This is a genomic window from Marinobacter sp. S6332, assembly GCF_023016045.1.
Classification (GTDB): Bacteria; Pseudomonadota; Gammaproteobacteria; order Pseudomonadales; family Oleiphilaceae; genus Marinobacter.
The window spans coordinates 14410-32956 of sequence record NZ_JALKAP010000013.1; the positions used below are offsets into that span (position 1 = coordinate 14410).

An 18547-nucleotide genomic window follows, 5' to 3' on the forward strand; every position below is an offset into this window, starting at 1 on the left:
GTTTTGCCGGGAGTGCCCGTGACACGTACAATGAAAGCTTGAGTAACCCCTTTTTGATACACCTTTTAAAGAACCCCTATGGCACGTTCCAAAAGCAGTGGCCGCTGGCTTGATGAGCACGTAAACGATCCCTTCGTGAAACAGGCGCAGGTCGATGGCTATCGTTCCCGGGCCAGTTACAAACTTCTTGAAATCAACAAAAAAGACAGGTTAATTCACCCCAACATGGTGGTGATGGATCTTGGCTCAGCGCCGGGAGGCTGGTCGCAGGTGGCGGTCAATTTGGTGGGCCACAAGGGCAGGGTGTTGGCGTCCGACATATTGCCAATGGATGCCATTGCCGGTGTGGAGTTTGTGCAAGGAGACTTTACAGAAGACTCAGTATTCGATGCCATTATGCAAGCGCTCGGCGATAGCCGTGTGGATGTTGTGATTTCTGACATGGCTCCGAATATCAGTGGTGTCACTGTAGCTGATCAGGCCTCATCGATGTACTTGGTGGAACTTGCTTTGGATATGGCTGGGCAGGTGCTCAAACCCAAGGGCAGCTTTGTGGCCAAGGTGTTTCAAGGCGAAGGCTACGATGAGTATTTGAAAGCCGCCAGAGAGGTATTCGATAAGGTGGTGGTGCGTAAGCCAGATTCTTCCCGCGCCCGCTCTCGGGAAGTTTATGTTGTGGGCAAGGGTTTCAAAGGCTGAATTTGCCGACCGTGTAAGCAAAAAAGGGGCACCTGAAGTTTCAGGGCCCCGCAAAAGGAAAACGGTTTTTGCTTACAGGCTTGCTTGAAGCACCCGACGGCATACATCGGGCGTGACGTCGCCGTGCTCACCAAGCGCTGTCATACCGTGGCTTTCGAGGCTTTTGATCAATGGCTCGATGTGCTCTTCGCCAAGGCCGTAGTCGCCAAGGCGCGTTTTAACACCGAGTGACTCGAAGAAGTCTTGAGTTTTTGCAATCGCGGCCTCGGCTTTTTCCTCAGTGCTTCCCTCACGAATACCCCACACCCGCTCGCCGTACTGAACCAATTTGTCCAGTTTGGATGCTTTGCGCTCACGTAGCATTGATGGCAGCACAATGGCTAACGTCTGAGCGTGATCCAGATTGTGCAAGGCGGTCAGCTCATGCCCCAGCATGTGTGTGGCCCAATCTTGGGGCACACCGCTACCAATAAGGCCATTCAAAGCCAATGTCGCTGTCCACATTAGGCTGGCCTTAACCTGATAGTTCTCGGGCTCCGCGATGGCTTGTTCGCCGATTTCGGAGAGTGTCAGTAGTAGGCCTTCTGCAAAACGATCCTGTACCGGCGCCTGAGCTGGGTAGGTTAGATACTGCTCAACCACATGAACGAAGGCATCTACAACGCCATTGCCTACCTGACGCAGAGGTAAGGTGTAAGTTTTAGTGGGGTCGAGTATTGAAAACTGCGGGAATACAAGGTCACTATGGAACGGTAACTTCGCCTTCAGCGACCGACGAGTGACCACGGCACCTTTGTTCATCTCAGAGCCTGTGGCAGGGAGAGTCAGCACCGAACCAAAAGGTAGTGCGCTTTTAATATTGCTGCCGCCTTTGAGAAGGATATCCCACTCATCACCCTCAAAAACCGCGGCTGCCGCTACAAACTTAGTGCCATCGATGACTGACCCACCACCTACAGCTAGCAGGAAATCTATATTCTGTTCGCGAACCTGTGCAACTGCTTTGGTCAACGTTTCAAAGCTTGGGTTTGGCTCAATACCGCCAAACTCGGTTACTTGACGGTCGCCAAGTGCTTGGGTGACTTCACCCAAAGTGCCGGTGCGGCGAGCGCTTTCCCCACCAAACAGTACGAGTACCTTGGCATCTTTAGGGACAAGTTTGTCGAGCTCGGCAATTTTGCCTTCACCGAAGGCGATGCGGGTTGGGTTGTAAAAGTTAAAGTTATTCATTTGGAATCCTTAATGTTGATTCTGCAAATATAAAATAGACCGGTCGACTAGTAATTAGGCAAAAAACAGCCACAACAGTCCGCGTGAGATAAACCTTGATTTAATTTACGAGCAGTTTTTGAGTGCACGCCATGGCATGCGCCATGTGTTGGTCGTCTCGATGAAGCTTGGTTAGCAGGCTTGCGCCAAGCCAAAGCTGATAAAGACTTGCCGCCAGTTGTCGGGCGCTTTGGTCAGGTATAGAGCCTTCAGTCATGGCGGCTTCAACGCATCGGGTAATTCCGCCGATAATCCGATCAGTGCCGTCTTTCAATGTCAGGCGCATGGCTTCAGATAAATCGGCGACTTCAGCGCTCAGCTTCACCACTAAGCAGTCCCTCAAACCTACAGGGCCGCAGTATTGTTGCTGCCAGTCTTGCCAGTACCTCACGAGTCGATCTAGCGCCGACTCGCTGCTATCACTGAATCGAGTCTCCAGATTGTCCATGTAATCGACAAAGTAAGCCTCCAGTACCGCTTGGCCAAAGCTCTCTTTCGACCGGAAGTAATGGTAGAAGGAGCCTTTCGGCACACCTGCTTGCTGGAGAATAGCGCTCAGGCCAACCGAGCTGAAACCTTGCGCCGCGAGAATATCGCGACCAGTAGTCAGTAGGTGTTGGCAGGTGTCTTTATGTCGATTCATGGCGCCATAGTAAAGATGATTAGACCGGTCGTCTAGAGTTTTCTTGTTTCTCGGACTCAAAGCCCTGCATTACGTTCACCACGTTCACTCCAATGGCTTCCACATCGTAACCGCCTTCCATAGTGAACACGGTAGGCAACCCGAGTTGAGCAATACGTTCGCCCAGTGAGACATAGTCTTTTGATTTCAGCTTAAAGAATGAGATCGGATCTTCTTCGAAAGTATCCACACCCAACGCAATTATCAGAGCACTTGGTTGGAAATCTGCAATGCGTTTACAAGCGGTTTCCAACCCTTTGCTCCACTGACTGTAGGGCGTTCCGGGGGGATAAATCACGTTGAGATTATAGCCTTTCCCATCGCCTTCTCCGGTTTCATCTTCAAAGCCCAGAAAGTGCGGGAATACTAGGTCCGGGTCTCCGTGCAGGCTTATGGTCAGCACATCACTGCGATCGTAGAAAATGGCCTGCGTGCCATTGCCATGGTGAAAATCCACATCCAGGACGGCAACACGTTCGTAGCCTTGGTCTCGAAACGCCTGCGCAGCAATGGCGGCGTTATTGAAGAAGCAGTAGCCCCCGAAGAGATCAGCATGGGCGTGATGGCCGGGTGGGCGACACAGCGCAAACGCAGCCCCTTCGCCGTTTGCCACCAACTTTTGTGCTGTTAGTGCGACGTTGGCAGAGGCGCAGGCTGCTTCCCAAGTGCCCTTAGAAATAGAGGTTTCGGCTGCAAAGCTAAAGTACCCTAGGCGGCCATCAATGTCTTTGGGCATGCGGGGTCGCATACCCCGGCCACACCACACAGCTGGAATAGCCTCCCCCGGTTTCCCTTCAGCCACCCAGTCTGCCCAGCAGTGTTCCAGAAACTCTACGTAATCGGCTGTATGCACCCGCTTTACAGGGTCCAAACCAAACTCGTCTGGCTCAATCACTTCTCCCAGAGTTTGTGACCTCACTCGGGCCAGAATGGTCTCCGCACGGGATGGCTTTTCATGGGGTTCGATCAGGATTCCGCCATCCAGCTCGGTTTTAGCAGAGCGGAGGCTGTGCAAAGGTGAGAAAACAGTTTTCATAGGGTGCTGTCCGGATCAGTTTGGTGTTCGACTTTGCCATAGCTTTTGCGGTGGCTCAAACTAAGCTAAGGTGTTTTGGTGGCGCATTTTGGTCTATTGTCAGAGCGTACAAGTATGCTGAGAATTACCTCATTCACTATCGGATAAAAGGTTTCTTTTATGGCGAACGAGAGTTATCACGAACCTGTTGGCGAATTGACTGATGAAACCCGCGAGATGCACCGGGCCGTAAGCTCCCTAATGGAAGAGTTTGAAGCGGTAGATTGGTACAACCAGCGGATGGACGCTTGCAAGGATCCGGAACTGAAAGCAATTCTTGAGCACAACCGCGATGAGGAAAAGGAACACGCCGCCATGGTGCTGGAGTGGATACGCAGAAGAGATCCGGTGATGGACAAGCACCTACGTGAGTTTCTGTTTACCGAAGGCCCGATTGGCCACCACGACTGAACGGGCGTAGTCGTTATGTTGTACCCCTTGTCGACGTTTGCGCTGGCACCGGTGCTTATCGGCCAGGGGCGCTATGTACGCCGGGTAACACCGAGTTTGCAGGAGCCTGAGGGAGACCGCCAAGGTAGCCTTGGCGAAGGGCAAGAGCTTCGCCTGCTCATTCTCGGAGACTCGGCTGCCGCCGGGGTGGGCGTGACTACTCAGCAGGATGCGCTGGCGGGCCAGTTGGTTCGGGAGCTTGCCAACGATCACCGGGTTATTTGGCGCTTGTTGGCAGAGACTGGCCACAAAGCGGTCGATGTTCTGGCTGCGCTCAATTCCTCGCCTCATAGTCATTATGACGTTGTGCTGGTTTCTGTTGGTGTTAATGATGTGACTGGCCGCACTGGTAACAGGCAGTGGCTTACTGCACTCAATGAGCTGTCGGACCGATTAATTAATGGCATGAGCGCCACCCGCGTTATTTTTACCGCCATTCCTCCGATGCATCTTTTTCCAGCCTTGCCGCAGCCTTTACGCTGGTATCTGGGTATGCGGGCCAAACAGCTGAACACGTTGATGGAAAGCTTCTGCAATAACTGGAACTCTGGGGTGGGCAGCCCTGAGTATCTTTGCATTTCCTTTCCTTTAGAGCCCGGTTTCATGGCTTCGGACGGCTTTCATCCAGGGTTGGATGCCTACGGAGTGTGGGCCGAGCACGCTGCAGCCAGTATTCGCAAGCTGGCCTAATATCAGGGGTTTTAGACCCCACCTGCCAACCACTACCGGTACCCTGTTGCGCTATCGTGATTCTCAATGTGTTCACTGAATAACGACAGCGAAACTGAGAGGCCGGCTATGAGCGAGCAGCACTTTGACGTATTGATTATCGGTGCCGGGGTGTCTGGCATAGGTATGGCTTGTCATTTGAAGCGGGAGTGTTCGGGCAAGACGTTTGCTATTCTGGAGCGGCGCCAGTCACTCGGCGGCACTTGGGATTTGTTCCGTTATCCCGGTATTCGATCCGATTCCGACATGTTTACCTTTGGCTACAATTTCCGCCCGTGGACTGGCGGTAAGGTGCTGGCGGATGGTGCATCCATCAAAAACTACGTTAGTGAAACCGCGCAAGAACATGGCATTGGACAGCACATCCGTTATGGCCTTGCGGTAAAAACCGCAGACTGGTCGAGTGTGGACAAGCGCTGGACGCTAACGGCGCTGAATGAAACAACAGGCAAAACCGAAAAATATACCGCCAGTTTTATGATTGGTTGCACCGGTTACTACAATTACGATCAGGGCTACAAGCCCGATTTTCCCGGCGAAGCGGATTTTAAAGGACAGGTTGTCCACCCACAGCACTGGCCCGAAAATCTGAATTACACGGGTAAAAAGGTTGTCGTTATTGGTAGCGGCGCGACGGCGATTACGCTGGTGCCCACGCTGGCCGAAAAAGCCAAGCATGTAACCATGCTGCAGCGCTCGCCTACCTATCTGATGCCCCTGCCATCAATAGATAAGGTAACGCTCGGTATTCAGAAGGTGTTACCTGCAAAAGCCGCGTACCGGCTCACTCGGGCTCGTAATATCACCGTTGCCCGGCTGCTTTACCAACGCTCCCGTAAGAACCCGAAATTCATGCGACGGCTGTTTTTGGGCGTTATCAAGCGCCAAGTGGGTGATCAAGCCGACATGCGCCACTTTACTCCGGACTACAACCCTTGGGATCAACGCTTGTGCGTGGTGAAAGACGGTGACCTGTTTGGTGCTCTGAAAGCGGGCAAGGCTTCCATGGCGACGGACCACATTGATCGCTTTACTGAAACCGGTATCCGCCTCAAGTCTGGTGAGCATCTGGATGCGGATATCATCGTTCCTGCAACTGGCTTGGATATTCAAATGCTTGGGGGCATCAAACCGAAAGTGGACGGCCAGGAAGTGGTTCTAAAACATAAGGTTGTTTACAAGAATGTGATGGTAGAGGGCGTACCCAACGCCGGTATGATCTTCGGGTACACCAATATCTCCTGGACCCTAAAAGCAGATATTGCCAGTGAATACCTATGCAGACTGATAAATTACATGGACCAGCACAAGGTGCGTGTGGCGGTCGCCAAAGATAATGAAAACAGCTTGGGTGAGGATACGGTGATGGGCGCCTTGGACGCAGGTTACGTTAAGCGTGCAGCGGATCGCCTTCCCCGTCAGGGTACCCACGGCCCGTGGAAAGCCGCGCAGAATTATCTGGCGGACGTGAAAGTTCTGCGGTTTGATCCGATTGAAGATGGCTACATTGAGTTTGATGGCAGGAAATCCAAGGCCCGCGGAAGCGAGCCCCGTGGTTTTCTCCGGCCTTTGCGCTCAGCGCTGTTCGGGTCCTGAGAAAAGAGTTCAATCTTTACCCAGATAGCTTGCCCGGGTGTCTGCCCAGCTATCCTCTTCTGTTACCCGAAGGACCTGCTGGGATATCGGTGCCCTCAGAGGGCTGCCGTCCGGGAGCGCTAGTGCGTAAAGCTGCTCTGCAAATACACCGGGAAGAACCGTCAGTTTCTGTTGGCCAAGTTGCAGGTTTCGGTATTGCATCAAGGCCCGGTCGTACACAATGGCATCGGTTTCGCCTTCGGCTACAGACACCATGGCGGAAGTGAGATCCGGGTAGGTTTGGTAGCGAATACGTTGCTCTTCTAGATAGCGCTGGCTGGCGGTATTACCAATGGTAGCTACTACCTTGCCGGGCAGGTCATCCGTGCCTTGAATGCCTGAGCGCAAGTTGCTCACGGTCAAAGAGGATGTGATGGCGGCGGTAAAGCTGGCCACCATAATCAAACCTGCAAACATCCAGATCAGGCCAATCAGTCGGCCTGCGAGAGAAACTGGCGCCTTGTCGCCATAACCTACCGTTGTCATGGTAACCGCTGCCCACCAGAAGCTGGAACCAATGCCTTCTGCGGCAGACCCTCCGAATTGCTCCGGGTTGCGGTGCCGTTCCACCAGCCAAAGCACAAAGCCAACGCCTAATAGAAGTGCGCCCAACCCGAGGACAACGCTGAGAAACTTCCAGCTTATTAGCGCTTTCAGACTGCTCAGCAAGCTTGTTTCCGGAACCGGCGGGACCGCAATCGACAGGCCGGTCTGATAGAAGGGGTGACTGAAATCGAAACGGGCTTCCCGATCGGCCGTCATGGTCAGAGCGCCCACGGCCACATCAATATCACCGTTTTCCACGGCGGCAAGCAGCTCGTTAAAGCTCATGGGAACCCATTCAAACTCCCGCTCCATGCCTGCCGCAACATCGTCCCAAAGATCGATACTGATGCCTTCCCAGCGCCCATCGTTTGCTTGCATAACGAACGGAGGCACTTCGGTAATGCCTATCTTTAAAGGTTGCTCTTGAGCCTGAGTGTGGCTGGCGATGCCCAGTGCAAGTAGAAAAATGCAGGATAGACTTCGTATAAACATAACTGTGTGCGTCCCCAAGGCAGGGTGGCGCTCCTTTTAAGTTAAGTGGGTTTGCGGCGATCAATAAATGTAAACTACAGGATTATCGGTTGTAATTCCTTATGGCCAATTCTATGAAGCTCTGTTACTGTGCACGCATCCTACCTCTAAGGATTCTGCAGTTTCCGGCTTTATAGCCGCGTTGCGAACCATCCATACGACCTGTCAGAGGACGTCACCCCGATTACCGGCGAGTGGCTGTAGTCGTCTAATATTCCATGAATCTTCATGGCATCTGCCCGCATTCGCCTAAAACGGTGTTCGTGGAGGCAGAACAATCAAGAGTTAATCAACTATGAGTTTTTCTTCACTCGGTTTGTCCGAGCAGCTTGTCCGTGCCACCGCCGATCAAGGTTACGATACCCCTTCTCCCATTCAGCTTCAGGCCATTCCTGCCGTACTTTCTGGCAAGGACGTGATGGCGGCAGCTCAGACGGGTACCGGCAAGACCGCCGGTTTTACCCTGCCGTTACTGCAGCGCTTGGCTGAAAAACCCCGCACGGGCAAAGGCCCTCGTGTACTCATTTTGGCACCTACACGAGAGTTGGCCGCACAGGTTCACGATAGCGTTAACCTGTACAGCAAATATGTTCCCACCAAGGCCGCTGTGGTTTTTGGTGGCGTAAAAATCAATCCGCAGATGATGAAACTGCGCAAAGGCTTAGATGTTCTGGTTGCCACCCCAGGCCGCTTGATGGACTTGTATCAGCAGAATGCTGTGAAGTTTAACGAAGTGGAAATTCTGGTTCTGGATGAAGCCGACCGCATGTTGGACATGGGCTTTATTCGCGACATCAAGAAAATTCTTGCTCTGTTGCCCGCCAAGCGCCAGAACCTGCTGTTCTCGGCGACTTTCTCCGGTGAAATTCGCGCATTGGCCCAAGGTCTGCTGAATAATCCGGTTCAGATCGACGTAGCGGTCAGAAACACCACCGCTGAAACAGTTAAGCAGTCTGTGTACGCGGTTGATCAGAGCCAGAAGACCGCTCTATTGAGCAAGTTGGTTCGTGAGAACAGCTGGGAACAAGTGCTGGTGTTTACCCGCACCAAACACGGCGCCAACCGCCTGACCCAAAAGCTGGAAAAAGACGGCATCACAGCAGCAGCCATTCACGGCAATAAGTCACAGGGTGCTCGCACCCGCGCTTTGGCCGATTTCAAACAAGGGCAGGTGCGCGTGTTGGTTGCCACGGATATTGCGGCCCGGGGTTTGGACATTAAGCAGTTGCCGCAGGTGGTGAACTTTGAACTGCCTAACGTGCCGGAAGACTACGTGCACCGTATCGGCCGGACCGGTCGAGCAGGTGAGAGCGGGCATGCGTTGTCGCTGGTAAGCGCTGATGAGCTCAAGATGCTGGTTGGCATTGAAAAGCTGATCAAGAAGCAGTTGCCGCGCAAGGAAATGGAAGGTTTTGAGCCAAAAAACCATGTGGCCATGAAGCCGAAAGCCAAGGCGGATCCGAGCAAGGCTCGTAATCGCAGTGGTGGTAACGGTCGGCCGGGCGGCAAGCCCCGCAGCTTTGGTGATAAGCCGGGCGGGCGTAGCGGTGGACGCAGCCAAAACGGCGGTGGCCAGCGCGGACGTTCAAGCCAGAGTGCGTGAAGAATAGACTAAGAGTGCCTGAAGCCAGATAGGCCTCGGGTAACTGACCAAACAATGCGGAGCTTCGGCTCCGCATTGTTGTTTTCAGGGATCAGAACTTGTAGGTGAAACCTACCATGTAAACCATGGGGTCGATCTCAACTTCAAATGTGTCTGCGTTAGTAACGAAGTTACCTGCGCCATCGTAAACTTTTACGGTAGCGTCAGTGTTGATGTCTGCCCACCAGATCGCCGCGTTCAAACCAAAGTTCTCACTGAGCATATAGTCGACACCAGCTTCAAACGCTACGCCAACGCTGTCATCAAGCTCCAGTTCAGTGGTAGCGCCTGCCAGCGGTACCGTTGCAGCTACCGCACCGTCTAGTGTGCTGGTGGTCTTGGTTTCAAAAAACGTCGTGTAATTCACGCCCACGCCCACAAACGGCTGAAGCGCAGAAGAGCTGTGCATTGGGAAGTATTGCAATGTCAGTGTTGGTGGCAAGTGCTTGGTTTCACCCAGTTTGCCCGCGCCGTAAAGGTCTCCGGCACCATTGATGTTGTGTTTGAACGGAGTCGCGCCCAACACGCCTACGCCCAGATTGCTGGTAAACATGTAGGTGGCACGAATACCGAGTTGGGTGTTGGTATCAACAGAAACACGTGCGTCAGCTCCAAAAATCGGCGCGCCACCAACTTTAATCACATCGCTTGAGTCATCGGGTGCCACATGAACAGCCCCGGCACGTAGAATGAAATCACCACCCTCAAAAGCTTGGGCTGCGGGCGCAACGGCCATAACGGCGGCTGCCATAACACTAAGTTTGAACGTACGGGACATAAACATCTCCTTAACCTGAATCGTTGTTGTGCTCAGGTTAAAGGCCACGGAGACAGGAAACTTGATATAGCGCAATAATTGCGATTAGGTGATTCGTGTTCCGGCATCAGATTGATGCAACTCAAGAAATAGGTCGGGAGCGTAGTTTTGCGGATTGTCAGGCGGGGTCTTTTTTGCTGCCAAGTGTTGGCTCACCAGATACAAACACATCTCGCACGGTGATTGGCTTGCCTTCGGCATTCTGAACTTGAACCGTTTGAATTGGTTGCCCGGTGGCCCTGTCTCGAAGATCCAAGGGGGCTTCATCGGGCGCAGGGTTCCACTTATCTCCCCATTGGCGCAGCGCAATGACTACCGGGAATAGATCACGACCCTTCTCGGTGAGGCGATACTCAAAGCGAGAGCCGTGCTCACCCACATCTACTTTCTTCAGGACGCCGTTTTCCACCAACCGGGCCAAGCGATCGCACAGGATATTTTTTGCGATGCCCAGTTCCTGTTGAAAATCCACAAAGCGCCGGGTGCCGTACATGGCGTGCAGCACAATAAGCAAGGACCACCAGTCTCCCACCTGATTCAGGGCGCGGGCGACGGAGCAGTTGGAATCATCAAAACGTTTTCTAGCCATGCGCTGAAGTGTACAGAATAGGGTTGCATCTTAAAACCAGATTAAATAAAGTTGCGTTAAGAGACCAAATTAGCAAGGTAGCTAACTTCTGTTGTCGAGTTATTGCCTTTAACGCCCAATGTTGTCAGGGAGTAGTATCGAATGACCATGAATCTCGGCCCCATGTTTGAACCTTTTGAGCTTCACAACCTTACCCTCCGTAACCGCGTAGCCATGGCACCTATGACCCGGAACTTTTCGCCCAAAGGCGTGCCCGGAGAAAATGTCGTGGCCTACTACCGGCGCCGTGCCGAAGCCGGTGTGGGCTTGATCATCACGGAAGGTACAACGGTAAACCACGTCGGTGCCAACGGTTACCCGAATGTACCCGCGTTTTATGGTGATGAAGCGCTGGCGGGTTGGAAGAATGTTGTCGATGCAGTACACGCGGCTGGCGGTGCCATCTTCCCGCAGCTTTGGCACGTGGGTGCGGTGCGCAAGGAAGGCACAGAGCCTGATCCTTCGGCTCCCGGTTATAGCCCATCTGGCCTATTTGCGCCGGGTAAGCCCAATGGCAAGGCTATGAGCAAAGGCGATATCGACGATGTGATCACCGCGTTTGCGGATGCGGCTCAGGATGCTAAAGCGCTGGGTTTTGATGGCGTTGAGATTCACGGTGCCCATGGTTACTTACTGGACCAGTTTCTTTGGGAAGGCACCAACCAGCGTGAAGATGAATACGGCGGCAGCATGGAAAACCGCCTGCGCTTCGTTGTCGAGATCGTGGAGGCAGTGCGCCATCGCGTGGGGCCTGATTTCCCCATTATGCTGCGCTTCTCACAGTGGAAACAGCAAGATTACGACGCAAAACTGGTGAACAGTCCTGAAGAGCTAGAGCAATTCCTCAAACCCCTCGTTGACGCCGGTGTGGATATTTTCCACGCTTCGACTCGTCGGTTCTGGGAACCTGAGTTTGAAGGCTCCAGCCTCAACTTGGCAGGTTGGACGCAGAAGTTATCCGGCAAGCCCACCATGTCGGTTGGCAGTGTTGGCCTAACGGAAGACTTTATTAGCGGCACCATGGCCAGCAAACAAGAGTCGGTTGAGCAGTCTGGTATCGACGAGCTGGTAGAGCGCATGAACAACCACGAGTTCGAACTGATTGCTGTGGGTCGGGCGTTGCTGCAAGACCCGGAATGGCTCATCAAAGTGAAGGAAGGACGGCTTGGCGAGGTAGATGACTTTGCCCGTAAGTCACTTACCAAGCTGTACTGAGCTTAGGCAAGCTATGCCCTCGTGATCGCAAAACACTCCCATCGCTTGAGCAAGCGATGGGAGTGTTTTTATGGAATTCTCACGTAGACTCTATGGCTTATTCCCGCAACCCGCTCACTAACTTGTCGATACTGTCTTTGGCATCGCCGAACAGCATGCGTGAGTTGTCCTTAAAGAACAGCGGATTTTCCACCCCGGAATAGCCTGTTGCCATACCCCGTTTAAGAATGACCACTTGCCGAGCTTTCCACACCTCAAGCACCGGCATGCCCGCGATGGGGCTGCCCGGATCTTCCGCCGCTGCCGGGTTTACCGTGTCGTTGGCGCCGATCACCAGCACCACGTCAGTTGACGGGAAATCCTCGTTGATCTCGTCCATTTCCAGCACTATGTCGTATGGCACATGAGCTTCTGCCAGTAACACGTTCATGTGTCCGGGCAGGCGACCGGCAACCGGGTGAATGCCAAAGCGCACATTCACGCCGCGCTCCCGCAGCAGCTTGGTCATATCGCTCACACCGCTCTGGGCCTGAGCTACCGCCATGCCGTAGCCGGGCACAATAATGACTGAATCGGCGTTGCGCAGCTCTTCGCATACCTCGTCTGCATTGGTTTCCAACGCTGTTTGTTCCGGCCCTGCAGCGGCAGAACTGCCACTGGTCTGACCAAATCCGCCGAGGATAACGCTGATAAACGAACGGTTCATGGCCTTGCACATGATGTAACTGAGAATAGCGCCACTGCTGCCCACCAAGGCACCGGTCACGATCAGCAGGTCGTTGCCCAGCATAAAGCCGATGGAAGCCGCGGCCCAACCGGAATAGCTGTTGAGCATGGATACAACCACCGGCATATCGGCACCGCCAATGGCCATGATCAGGTGCACCCCGAGAACGGCGGCAATAGCAGTCATGAGTACCAGAGCGACTAAGCCTAGCGCCATGCTACCGGTGTTCAAGAACCAGACACCTAACAGAATCGATACGCCTAGGGCGGCCAGATTCATCAGGTGTCGACCGGGCAGGGTAAGCGCCTTGCTATCGATACGACCGTCCAACTTGCCGCATGCCACTAGGGAGCCGGTGAAAGTGACGGCGCCGATAAAGATGCCCACAAACACTTCCACCAGCTTGATGGTGTGTTCGGCACCCGTGCTATGGATCAGCGGATCTATATAACCGGTGAAACCCACTAACACAGCGGCCAGACCTACAAAACTGTGCAGCAGGGCTACCAGTTGTGGCATTTGGGTCATTTCGACTTTGTTGGCGATGACAATACCGATACTGGCTCCCGCCAGCACAGCAATCACGATAGCGACAACTCCGCTGTCACTCACGCTGGCCATGGTAGCCACGAGAGCAATAAGAATACCGGCTACACCATAAAGGTTGCCCCGGCGCGCGGATTCTTGATGGCTCAAGCCTCCAAGGCTGAGAATAAACAATACGCTGGCGACCACGTAGGCCACACTGACGAGTCCTGTACTCATGGCGGTGACCCCTTATTTGCGGAACATTTTGAGCATGCGATGGGTGACCCGGAAGCCGCCCCCTACGTTGATGCTGGCAATCAGCACCGCCACAAAGGCCATAATCCCGACCGCGACGTTATCCGCCTGAGCCAGATGCAGAATGGCACCGATCACGATAATGCCGCTGATGGCGTTGGTGACACTCATCAAGGGGGTATGCAGGGAGGCGGTTACGTTCCACACAACCTGCCAGCCAATGAAGCAAGCCAGCACAAACACAGTAAAGTGACGCAGAAAGCTCTCCGGCGCATGAGCGCCCACGCCATACAGCGCAGCAAGGGTGACAACCAGCACGGCGCCTTTGCCAATCAGGCTACGGCGCTGGGATTCCTTGTGCGCAGCCGCTTTCTGCTCTGCCGAGGGCTCTTCTGTGCCGGGCGCTGGCTTAGGGCTGGTTGGTGTCTGGGGTTGCGGTGGTGGCCAGGTTACATCCTTGCCCAGCACGACGGTGAGGCCGCGAATAACGTCGTCTTCCATGTTCACCTGTGGCTTGCCGTCTTTATCCGGTGTCAGTTCGGTAAGTAGGTGAAACAGGTTGGTAGCGTATAGATCACTGGCCACCTTGGCCATGCGGCTGGGCAGATCTGTATAGCCGATCAGCGTCACATCATGTTGCTCAACGATTTTCCCGGGTTCTGTGAGTTCGCAGTTGCCGCCGCGCTCTGAGGCCAGATCCACAATCACACTGCCGGGTTTCATGGATTTCACCATGTCCGCCGTTATCAGTTTCGGTGCGGGCTTACCGGGAATCAGAGCGGTGGTGATGATGATATCCACCTCTTTGGCCTGCTCTGCAAAAAGCGCCATTTCCGCCTTAATGAACTCATCGCTCATCTGCTTGGCGTAACCGCCGGTGCCGCTGCCTTCCTCCTCGCCAAAATCCAGCTGCAGAAATTCGGCACCCATGCTTTCAATCTGTTCCTTCACTTCCAGTCGGGTATCGAAGGCCCGGACGATAGCCCCCAAACTGTTGGCTGCACCTACCGCCGCAAGCCCCGCTACACCGGCCCCGATCACCATCACCTTGGCTGGCGGTACCTTGCCCGCTGCGGTCATTTGGCCGGTGAAAAAGCGCCCGAAGTGATTGGCTGCTTCTACCACCGCACGATACCCGGCGATATTGGCCATGGCGCTCAGCGCATCCATTTTCTGCGCACGGCTAATCCGGGGCAGACTGTCGATGGCAAACGTGGTGATGTTGCGGGCCGCAAGCTTATTAAGAAGCTCGGAGTTTTGAGCTGGCCAGATGTAACTGACAAGAAAGGAGCCTTCCTTCATGAGGTCGGCTTCGTGCTTACCCAGTGCCGGATTCCGCATGGGCGCACGCACTTTTAGAATGAAATCCGCGTTGTTCCATAAGGAACGGGTGTCTACAGCGATTGTTGCGCCAACGGCTTCATAGGCTTCATCGCGGTAATGCGCCGCTTCGCCTGCTCCGGCTTCAACGGTAACTTCGTAGCCCAGATTGATCAGTTTGTGTACTGAAGGCGGCGTTGCTGCCACCCGCCGTTCGTCGCTAAATATCTCTTTTGGAATGCCAATCTTCATGATGCAAACGCCCTGTGTTTGAGCCGATGAAATGAAGGGGAGCTACACTCAGCCTAGTGCAAATTCGGGACTTTGCTTGCCATACGTCCTGTTGCGTACGGAAGGCATTGCGGATTGGCGCTATGCTTTGCATCTTTTTCCGGACCGGATATTTTTGATGATTGAAATGTTTTTCAGTACCTATGTCAGCAGCACGATTCGCTTCCTGTTTCTGTTGGCGCCCTTCTTTGCCGTCTCTATGTTTATTGCCTTGACCCGAGGGCTGCCTGCGGCTGAAAAAGCCTCGATTATTCGCCGGGCCTGTATCGCGGCATCCGTTATGGGCGTGATATTGTTCTTTGGCGGTCCGGTGCTGTTCAGTGCCATTGGCATTACCTTGAACTCTTTCCGTATTGGTGCCGGTACGCTGCTGTTCCTCACTGCCATCAGTCTGGTCACCAGCGGCACCCGTAACCACGCCACCGGCCTGCCGGAAGAAGAGCGGGATGATATAGCGGTTGTACCCTTGGCCGTTCCGGTGATGATCGGCCCCGCCACCATTGGTGCTATTCTGGTATACGGCGCTGAGCTCAAGAGTGCCCCGGAAGTTGCTGGCGGGCTGCTGGGCCTGCTTTCCGGCCTCCTGATTTTGGGTATTTTGCTGCACTTGTCCGGTTATCTGGAAAAAGCCTTGGGCAAAACCGGCCTTAACATCCTTTCAAAGATCAGCGGTCTTGTGCTCTCGGCCATGGCGGCAGAAATTGTGCTGTCCGGCATTACAGGTTTTATCGCCAATTCGGGGTTATTGGGAGCATAAGGAAGAGTAATGTCCACCGACACCACTGAGCACAACCGCAATCGACAGGACTTCTCCGGTATCGATTCGATCTGGTTGTTTGGCTATGGCTCGCTGATTTACAAAGTGGATTTCCCATATTTGGAAAAATGCCCCGCCTCGATTCAGGGCTGGGCCCGCCGGTTCTGGCAGGGTTCTCACGACCACCGGGGCACTCCTGAAGCGCCGGGGCGCGTAGTGACTCTGATCGAGCAGCCTGGAGCGGTTTGCAAGGGCATGGCGTTTCGGGTTTCACCAAAGGTTTTCGAGCATTTGGATGTGCGGGAAAAGAATGGTTATCTGCGATTCACCACAACTTTGACGTTCGATAACGGCAGTCACGGTGAGGGGCTGGTTTACATTGCCACGGAAGATAACGAAGCCTTTCTTGGCCATGCGCCGGATGAAGACATAGCGCGGCAGATTGCTTCTGCGGTTGGTCCGAGTGGCCCCAATTCTGAATATTTGCTCAGGCTTGCAGAGTCTTTGCGGGCATTGGGTGATGAGTGCACCCACACATTCTCAATTGAAGCCTGCCTAAAAGCAGACTCATAAACCGGGTACGCAATGCCAAACAAGCAGTAGGGGGAGAAACGCCTCCCGAAACTGTGCGGAGCCATGGATGGCGGAGCCAAGCGTACACGGACGTATTCACAGCGTGTTTCGGGAGGCGTTTCTCCCCCTACTGCGTCAGGCCTCCACCGAAGCGACCCGAGACTCTTCCCGGGTAGCAGGATTAAAGCCTCTAGGAGGTGATTTGCGACGCTGGTTCAGGCCGATCATCACCAATGGCACAATAACCATCAAACTGCCCGCCAGAAACCACCAGTCCGGCACTTCATTAAACCAGATCCAGCCAATACCTACCGCCCAAATCAGTCCTGTGTACTCGGCGCTGGTTACCTGGTTTGCATCCACCTGCCTGTAGGCGAGCAAAACGGTGATGTTGTACCCCAGAATAAAAAACGCCGAAGCTGCCGCTGTAAACAGAATTTCTGGGTGCCAAGTAGCACCCTGTTGCCACTCCCATACCGCCAGCAATCCAGACACCGGAATCACCAGCAAGTAGTTAAGAAACAGCTTGTGCACAGTGGTCTGGCCCTTGGGCAACTTGCGCACCATCACCGCGTTGATGGCCAGAGTAATCGCCGACCCCAGTGCAGCTACAGCCGCCCAATTGAATTCTACCGGGCGCAAAATAACGATGATGCCTGCAAAGCCGCTGAATACCGCAAGCACACTCAAAGGCGACAGCGACTCCCGGAAGATAACTACCGAAAACACCATGACCAGAATCGGCGCTGCGTAAAACACCGCGTTGGCTGTGGCCAGAGGCAGGTTGCTCAGGGCGACGATCATGCACAGCAGGCCTACCAGATGAACGTGCGCTCTTATGGCGTGAACTTTTATGCCGCCAAACAAGTTGGTGCGGTCGATCTTGCGGGCCAAAGGTAGCAGGAATAAGAGAGTGATCAGACAACGTAAAAACGCGAACTGAAGAATGGGCGCGCCCGGTTCCATCAGTTTGATAAATACGTCCGATATCAGCGCCATGGCGTTGCCAAGCACAAGCAAAAGAATAGCGCTGTTAACAGTTTTGCCTGACATCTTCTTTTCCTGATTGTTGGGAGTGACTAAAGCGCGCACGTAGGAAGTGGCAGTCTTAGTCTAGGTGCGTTTTAATATCCGATAAAATGATGTTTATTCGTAAGGCATTAGGAAATTAGATAATGAAGCTGCCACCTCTGAAAGCTTTGCCGGTATTCGAAGCGGTTGCCCGTCTTAACAGCTTTTCATTGGCTGCGGAGGAGCTGGCGGTATCCCAGAGCGCGGTGAGCCATCAAATCAAACAACTGGAAACCTATCTCGGTGAAAAGTTGTTTTGGCGCAGTGGGCGAACTCTCTCGATGACCGACGAGGGCCGCCAGTATCTGGATGCCATTGGTACGGCTTTGCTGCAGATAGAGCGCGCCAGTGAGCAACTTATGGGGCGCGAAGAGTCCCGGCTGCGGCTCGCGCTCTTTAGCTCCTTTGCGGTGCGCTGGCTTGTGCCACGGCTGCCAGATTTGCAGCGCCTGCATCCGCAGGTGGAGTTGGCCTTGGAAATGACCAGCCAAAATCCGGTGCTATCGGATCGGGTAGCGGATTGTTTTATTACCATCCACCGAGACTCTCCAGCCTACAGTTATGAGCTTTTGTATGTGGAGCGGCTTTTCCCGGTATGCAGCCAAGACTATTGGCAACGCATCCGAAGAGAGCTTGGGCGGGAAACGGACGTTACCGGGCGCGATGAGCCAGCTATGACCCCCGCCGAGGTAGCGCGCTTCCCTCTGTTATCCACCTACAGCATCTACGATAAAGCCGCTGGAGACTGGGAAGCCTGGTTTCAAACCGTGGCAGAGCCCTTGCCTTCCGGCAGTCGTGTTCAGCATTTCAGCCACATGCTGCTGGCTCTGGAAGCGGCGCGCTTTCATCAGGGCATTGCCCTGACCAACGACTACATGTTGAGCACCCGTAAAGACTCTGAAGAGTTTGTGCGCTTGCCTTGTCACCCGTTGGTAACCGGCGACCGGTTCTATTTCGCCTGGAAAACCAGCAGGCGCAGGGAGCGGAGTATTCAATTGCTAAGAGGCTGGCTGGTGGGTGAGGCCATTAGAGGGGGATTGAGGTCGGAATAGTGAAAATCGTCGGTATTCAATCCGATTTATGAGCGCTAGTACTCTCAAACAATCG

The 18547-nt window shown here is 53.9% G+C and carries 18 protein-coding genes; 9 read left to right on the plus strand and 9 right to left on the minus strand.

Annotated elements, in window-relative coordinates; genetic code table 11:
• Positions 1-78: 78 nt before the first annotated feature.
• Positions 79-699, plus strand: a complete 621-nt coding sequence (gene rlmE / locus MWU62_RS16165) for a 23S rRNA (uridine(2552)-2'-O)-methyltransferase RlmE (RefSeq protein ID WP_247115856.1) — start codon at positions 79-81, stop codon at positions 697-699.
• A 72-nt stretch (positions 700-771) separates the two neighbouring features.
• On the opposite strand, the gene MWU62_RS16170 is transcribed toward rlmE, so the two are convergent.
• From MWU62_RS16170 to MWU62_RS16180, 3 genes are all read right to left on the minus strand, one after another.
• Entirely contained in the window at positions 772-1929 is a 1158-nt protein-coding gene (locus tag MWU62_RS16170) for an iron-containing alcohol dehydrogenase (RefSeq protein ID WP_247115857.1), read from the minus strand.
• A gap of 100 nt (positions 1930-2029) precedes the next feature.
• Positions 2030-2611, minus strand: coding sequence for a TetR/AcrR family transcriptional regulator (locus MWU62_RS16175; RefSeq protein WP_247115858.1), 582 nt, complete (start codon positions 2609-2611; stop codon positions 2030-2032).
• Positions 2612-2630: 19 nt separating this feature from the next.
• Positions 2631-3686, minus strand: a complete 1056-nt coding sequence (locus tag MWU62_RS16180; RefSeq protein ID WP_247115859.1) for a histone deacetylase family protein — start codon at positions 3684-3686, stop codon at positions 2631-2633.
• Positions 3687-3845: 159 nt separating this feature from the next.
• Here MWU62_RS16180 and MWU62_RS16185 point away from each other — a divergent pair, with 159 nt between their 5' ends.
• The 3 genes from MWU62_RS16185 to MWU62_RS16195 all read left to right on the plus strand — a co-directional run bounded on the left by MWU62_RS16185 (position 3846) and on the right by MWU62_RS16195 (position 6500).
• A complete protein-coding gene (locus tag MWU62_RS16185) occupies positions 3846-4136 on the plus strand; it encodes a ferritin-like domain-containing protein (RefSeq protein WP_200362683.1) in 291 nt (96 codons plus the stop codon).
• A gap of 15 nt (positions 4137-4151) precedes the next feature.
• Entirely contained in the window at positions 4152-4865 is a 714-nt protein-coding gene (locus MWU62_RS16190) for an SGNH/GDSL hydrolase family protein (protein ID WP_247115860.1), read from the plus strand.
• 108 nt (positions 4866-4973) lie between these two features.
• On the plus strand, positions 4974-6500 hold the full coding sequence (locus MWU62_RS16195; protein ID WP_247115861.1) for an NAD(P)/FAD-dependent oxidoreductase: 1527 nt from the start codon (positions 4974-4976) through the stop codon (positions 6498-6500).
• A 9-nt stretch (positions 6501-6509) separates the two neighbouring features.
• Here the strand turns inward: MWU62_RS16195 and MWU62_RS16200 are convergent, their stop codons facing one another.
• Positions 6510-7577 (minus strand): transporter substrate-binding domain-containing protein, encoded by a 1068-nt coding sequence (locus tag MWU62_RS16200; RefSeq protein WP_247115862.1) that lies wholly within the window; start codon positions 7575-7577, stop codon positions 6510-6512.
• Between the two features lie 334 nt (positions 7578-7911).
• Between MWU62_RS16200 and MWU62_RS16205 the strand changes: the two genes are divergently transcribed.
• Positions 7912-9219, plus strand: coding sequence for a DEAD/DEAH box helicase (locus tag MWU62_RS16205; protein ID WP_200362675.1), 1308 nt, complete (start codon positions 7912-7914; stop codon positions 9217-9219).
• Between the two features lie 91 nt (positions 9220-9310).
• Here the strand turns inward: MWU62_RS16205 and MWU62_RS16210 are convergent, their stop codons facing one another.
• Together MWU62_RS16210 and MWU62_RS16215 are read right to left on the minus strand one after the other, a co-directional pair.
• Entirely contained in the window at positions 9311-10036 is a 726-nt protein-coding gene (locus MWU62_RS16210; protein WP_200362673.1) for an OmpW family outer membrane protein, read from the minus strand.
• Positions 10037-10193: 157 nt separating this feature from the next.
• Positions 10194-10664 carry a helix-turn-helix domain-containing protein gene (locus MWU62_RS16215; RefSeq protein WP_247115863.1) on the minus strand — a complete coding sequence of 157 codons (471 nt, stop codon included), beginning with the start codon at positions 10662-10664 and terminating at the stop codon, positions 10194-10196.
• Positions 10665-10805: 141 nt separating this feature from the next.
• Between MWU62_RS16215 and MWU62_RS16220 the strand changes: the two genes are divergently transcribed.
• Positions 10806-11918 (plus strand): NADH:flavin oxidoreductase, encoded by a 1113-nt coding sequence (locus MWU62_RS16220; RefSeq protein WP_200362669.1) that lies wholly within the window; start codon positions 10806-10808, stop codon positions 11916-11918.
• Between the two features lie 97 nt (positions 11919-12015).
• Here the strand turns inward: MWU62_RS16220 and pntB are convergent, their stop codons facing one another.
• Both pntB and MWU62_RS16230 read right to left on the minus strand, forming a co-directional pair.
• The gene (pntB, locus tag MWU62_RS16225; protein ID WP_247115864.1) at positions 12016-13410 is read right to left on the minus strand and encodes a Re/Si-specific NAD(P)(+) transhydrogenase subunit beta; all 1395 of its coding nucleotides are present in this window, start codon (positions 13408-13410) and stop codon (positions 12016-12018) included.
• Between the two features lie 12 nt (positions 13411-13422).
• Complete coding sequence (locus MWU62_RS16230; protein WP_247115865.1) at positions 13423-15000, minus strand: Re/Si-specific NAD(P)(+) transhydrogenase subunit alpha; 1578 nt, start codon at positions 14998-15000, stop codon at positions 13423-13425.
• A gap of 157 nt (positions 15001-15157) precedes the next feature.
• Between MWU62_RS16230 and MWU62_RS16235 the strand changes: the two genes are divergently transcribed.
• Positions 15158-15796 carry a MarC family protein gene (locus tag MWU62_RS16235; RefSeq protein WP_200362663.1) on the plus strand — a complete coding sequence of 213 codons (639 nt, stop codon included), beginning with the start codon at positions 15158-15160 and terminating at the stop codon, positions 15794-15796.
• 9 nt (positions 15797-15805) lie between these two features.
• Positions 15806-16369, plus strand: coding sequence for a gamma-glutamylcyclotransferase (locus MWU62_RS16240; protein WP_247115866.1), 564 nt, complete (start codon positions 15806-15808; stop codon positions 16367-16369).
• Between the two features lie 135 nt (positions 16370-16504).
• Here MWU62_RS16240 and MWU62_RS16245 read toward each other — a convergent pair whose 3' ends face one another.
• Positions 16505-17422 (minus strand): DMT family transporter, encoded by a 918-nt coding sequence (locus MWU62_RS16245; RefSeq protein WP_247115867.1) that lies wholly within the window; start codon positions 17420-17422, stop codon positions 16505-16507.
• A gap of 122 nt (positions 17423-17544) precedes the next feature.
• Here MWU62_RS16245 and MWU62_RS16250 point away from each other — a divergent pair, with 122 nt between their 5' ends.
• A complete protein-coding gene (locus MWU62_RS16250; protein WP_247115868.1) occupies positions 17545-18492 on the plus strand; it encodes a LysR family transcriptional regulator in 948 nt (315 codons plus the stop codon).
• Positions 18493-18547: the final 55 nt, after the last annotated feature.

Bases quoted from the DNA above. Each gene is read 5' to 3' on its own strand.
- MWU62_RS16240 (WP_247115866.1), top strand. From the start codon at position 15,806: ATGTCCACCGACACCACTGAGCACAACCGCAATCGACAGGACTTCTCC.
- pntB (WP_247115864.1), bottom strand. From the start codon at position 13,410: ATGAGTACAGGACTCGTCAGTGTGGCCTACGTGGTCGCCAGCGTATTG.
- MWU62_RS16245 (WP_247115867.1), bottom strand. From the start codon at position 17,422: ATGTCAGGCAAAACTGTTAACAGCGCTATTCTTTTGCTTGTGCTTGGC.
- MWU62_RS16230 (WP_247115865.1), bottom strand. From the start codon at position 15,000: ATGAAGATTGGCATTCCAAAAGAGATATTTAGCGACGAACGGCGGGTG.
- MWU62_RS16215 (WP_247115863.1), bottom strand. From the start codon at position 10,664: ATGGCTAGAAAACGTTTTGATGATTCCAACTGCTCCGTCGCCCGCGCC.
- MWU62_RS16195 (WP_247115861.1), top strand. From the start codon at position 4,974: ATGAGCGAGCAGCACTTTGACGTATTGATTATCGGTGCCGGGGTGTCT.
- rlmE (WP_247115856.1), top strand. From the start codon at position 79: ATGGCACGTTCCAAAAGCAGTGGCCGCTGGCTTGATGAGCACGTAAAC.
- MWU62_RS16220 (WP_200362669.1), top strand. From the start codon at position 10,806: ATGACCATGAATCTCGGCCCCATGTTTGAACCTTTTGAGCTTCACAAC.
- MWU62_RS16180 (WP_247115859.1), bottom strand. From the start codon at position 3,686: ATGAAAACTGTTTTCTCACCTTTGCACAGCCTCCGCTCTGCTAAAACC.
- MWU62_RS16175 (WP_247115858.1), bottom strand. From the start codon at position 2,611: ATGAATCGACATAAAGACACCTGCCAACACCTACTGACTACTGGTCGC.
- MWU62_RS16205 (WP_200362675.1), top strand. From the start codon at position 7,912: ATGAGTTTTTCTTCACTCGGTTTGTCCGAGCAGCTTGTCCGTGCCACC.
- MWU62_RS16250 (WP_247115868.1), top strand. From the start codon at position 17,545: ATGAAGCTGCCACCTCTGAAAGCTTTGCCGGTATTCGAAGCGGTTGCC.
- MWU62_RS16185 (WP_200362683.1), top strand. From the start codon at position 3,846: ATGGCGAACGAGAGTTATCACGAACCTGTTGGCGAATTGACTGATGAA.
- MWU62_RS16235 (WP_200362663.1), top strand. From the start codon at position 15,158: ATGATTGAAATGTTTTTCAGTACCTATGTCAGCAGCACGATTCGCTTC.
- MWU62_RS16210 (WP_200362673.1), bottom strand. From the start codon at position 10,036: ATGTCCCGTACGTTCAAACTTAGTGTTATGGCAGCCGCCGTTATGGCC.
- MWU62_RS16200 (WP_247115862.1), bottom strand. From the start codon at position 7,577: ATGTTTATACGAAGTCTATCCTGCATTTTTCTACTTGCACTGGGCATC.
- MWU62_RS16170 (WP_247115857.1), bottom strand. From the start codon at position 1,929: ATGAATAACTTTAACTTTTACAACCCAACCCGCATCGCCTTCGGTGAA.
- MWU62_RS16190 (WP_247115860.1), top strand. From the start codon at position 4,152: ATGTTGTACCCCTTGTCGACGTTTGCGCTGGCACCGGTGCTTATCGGC.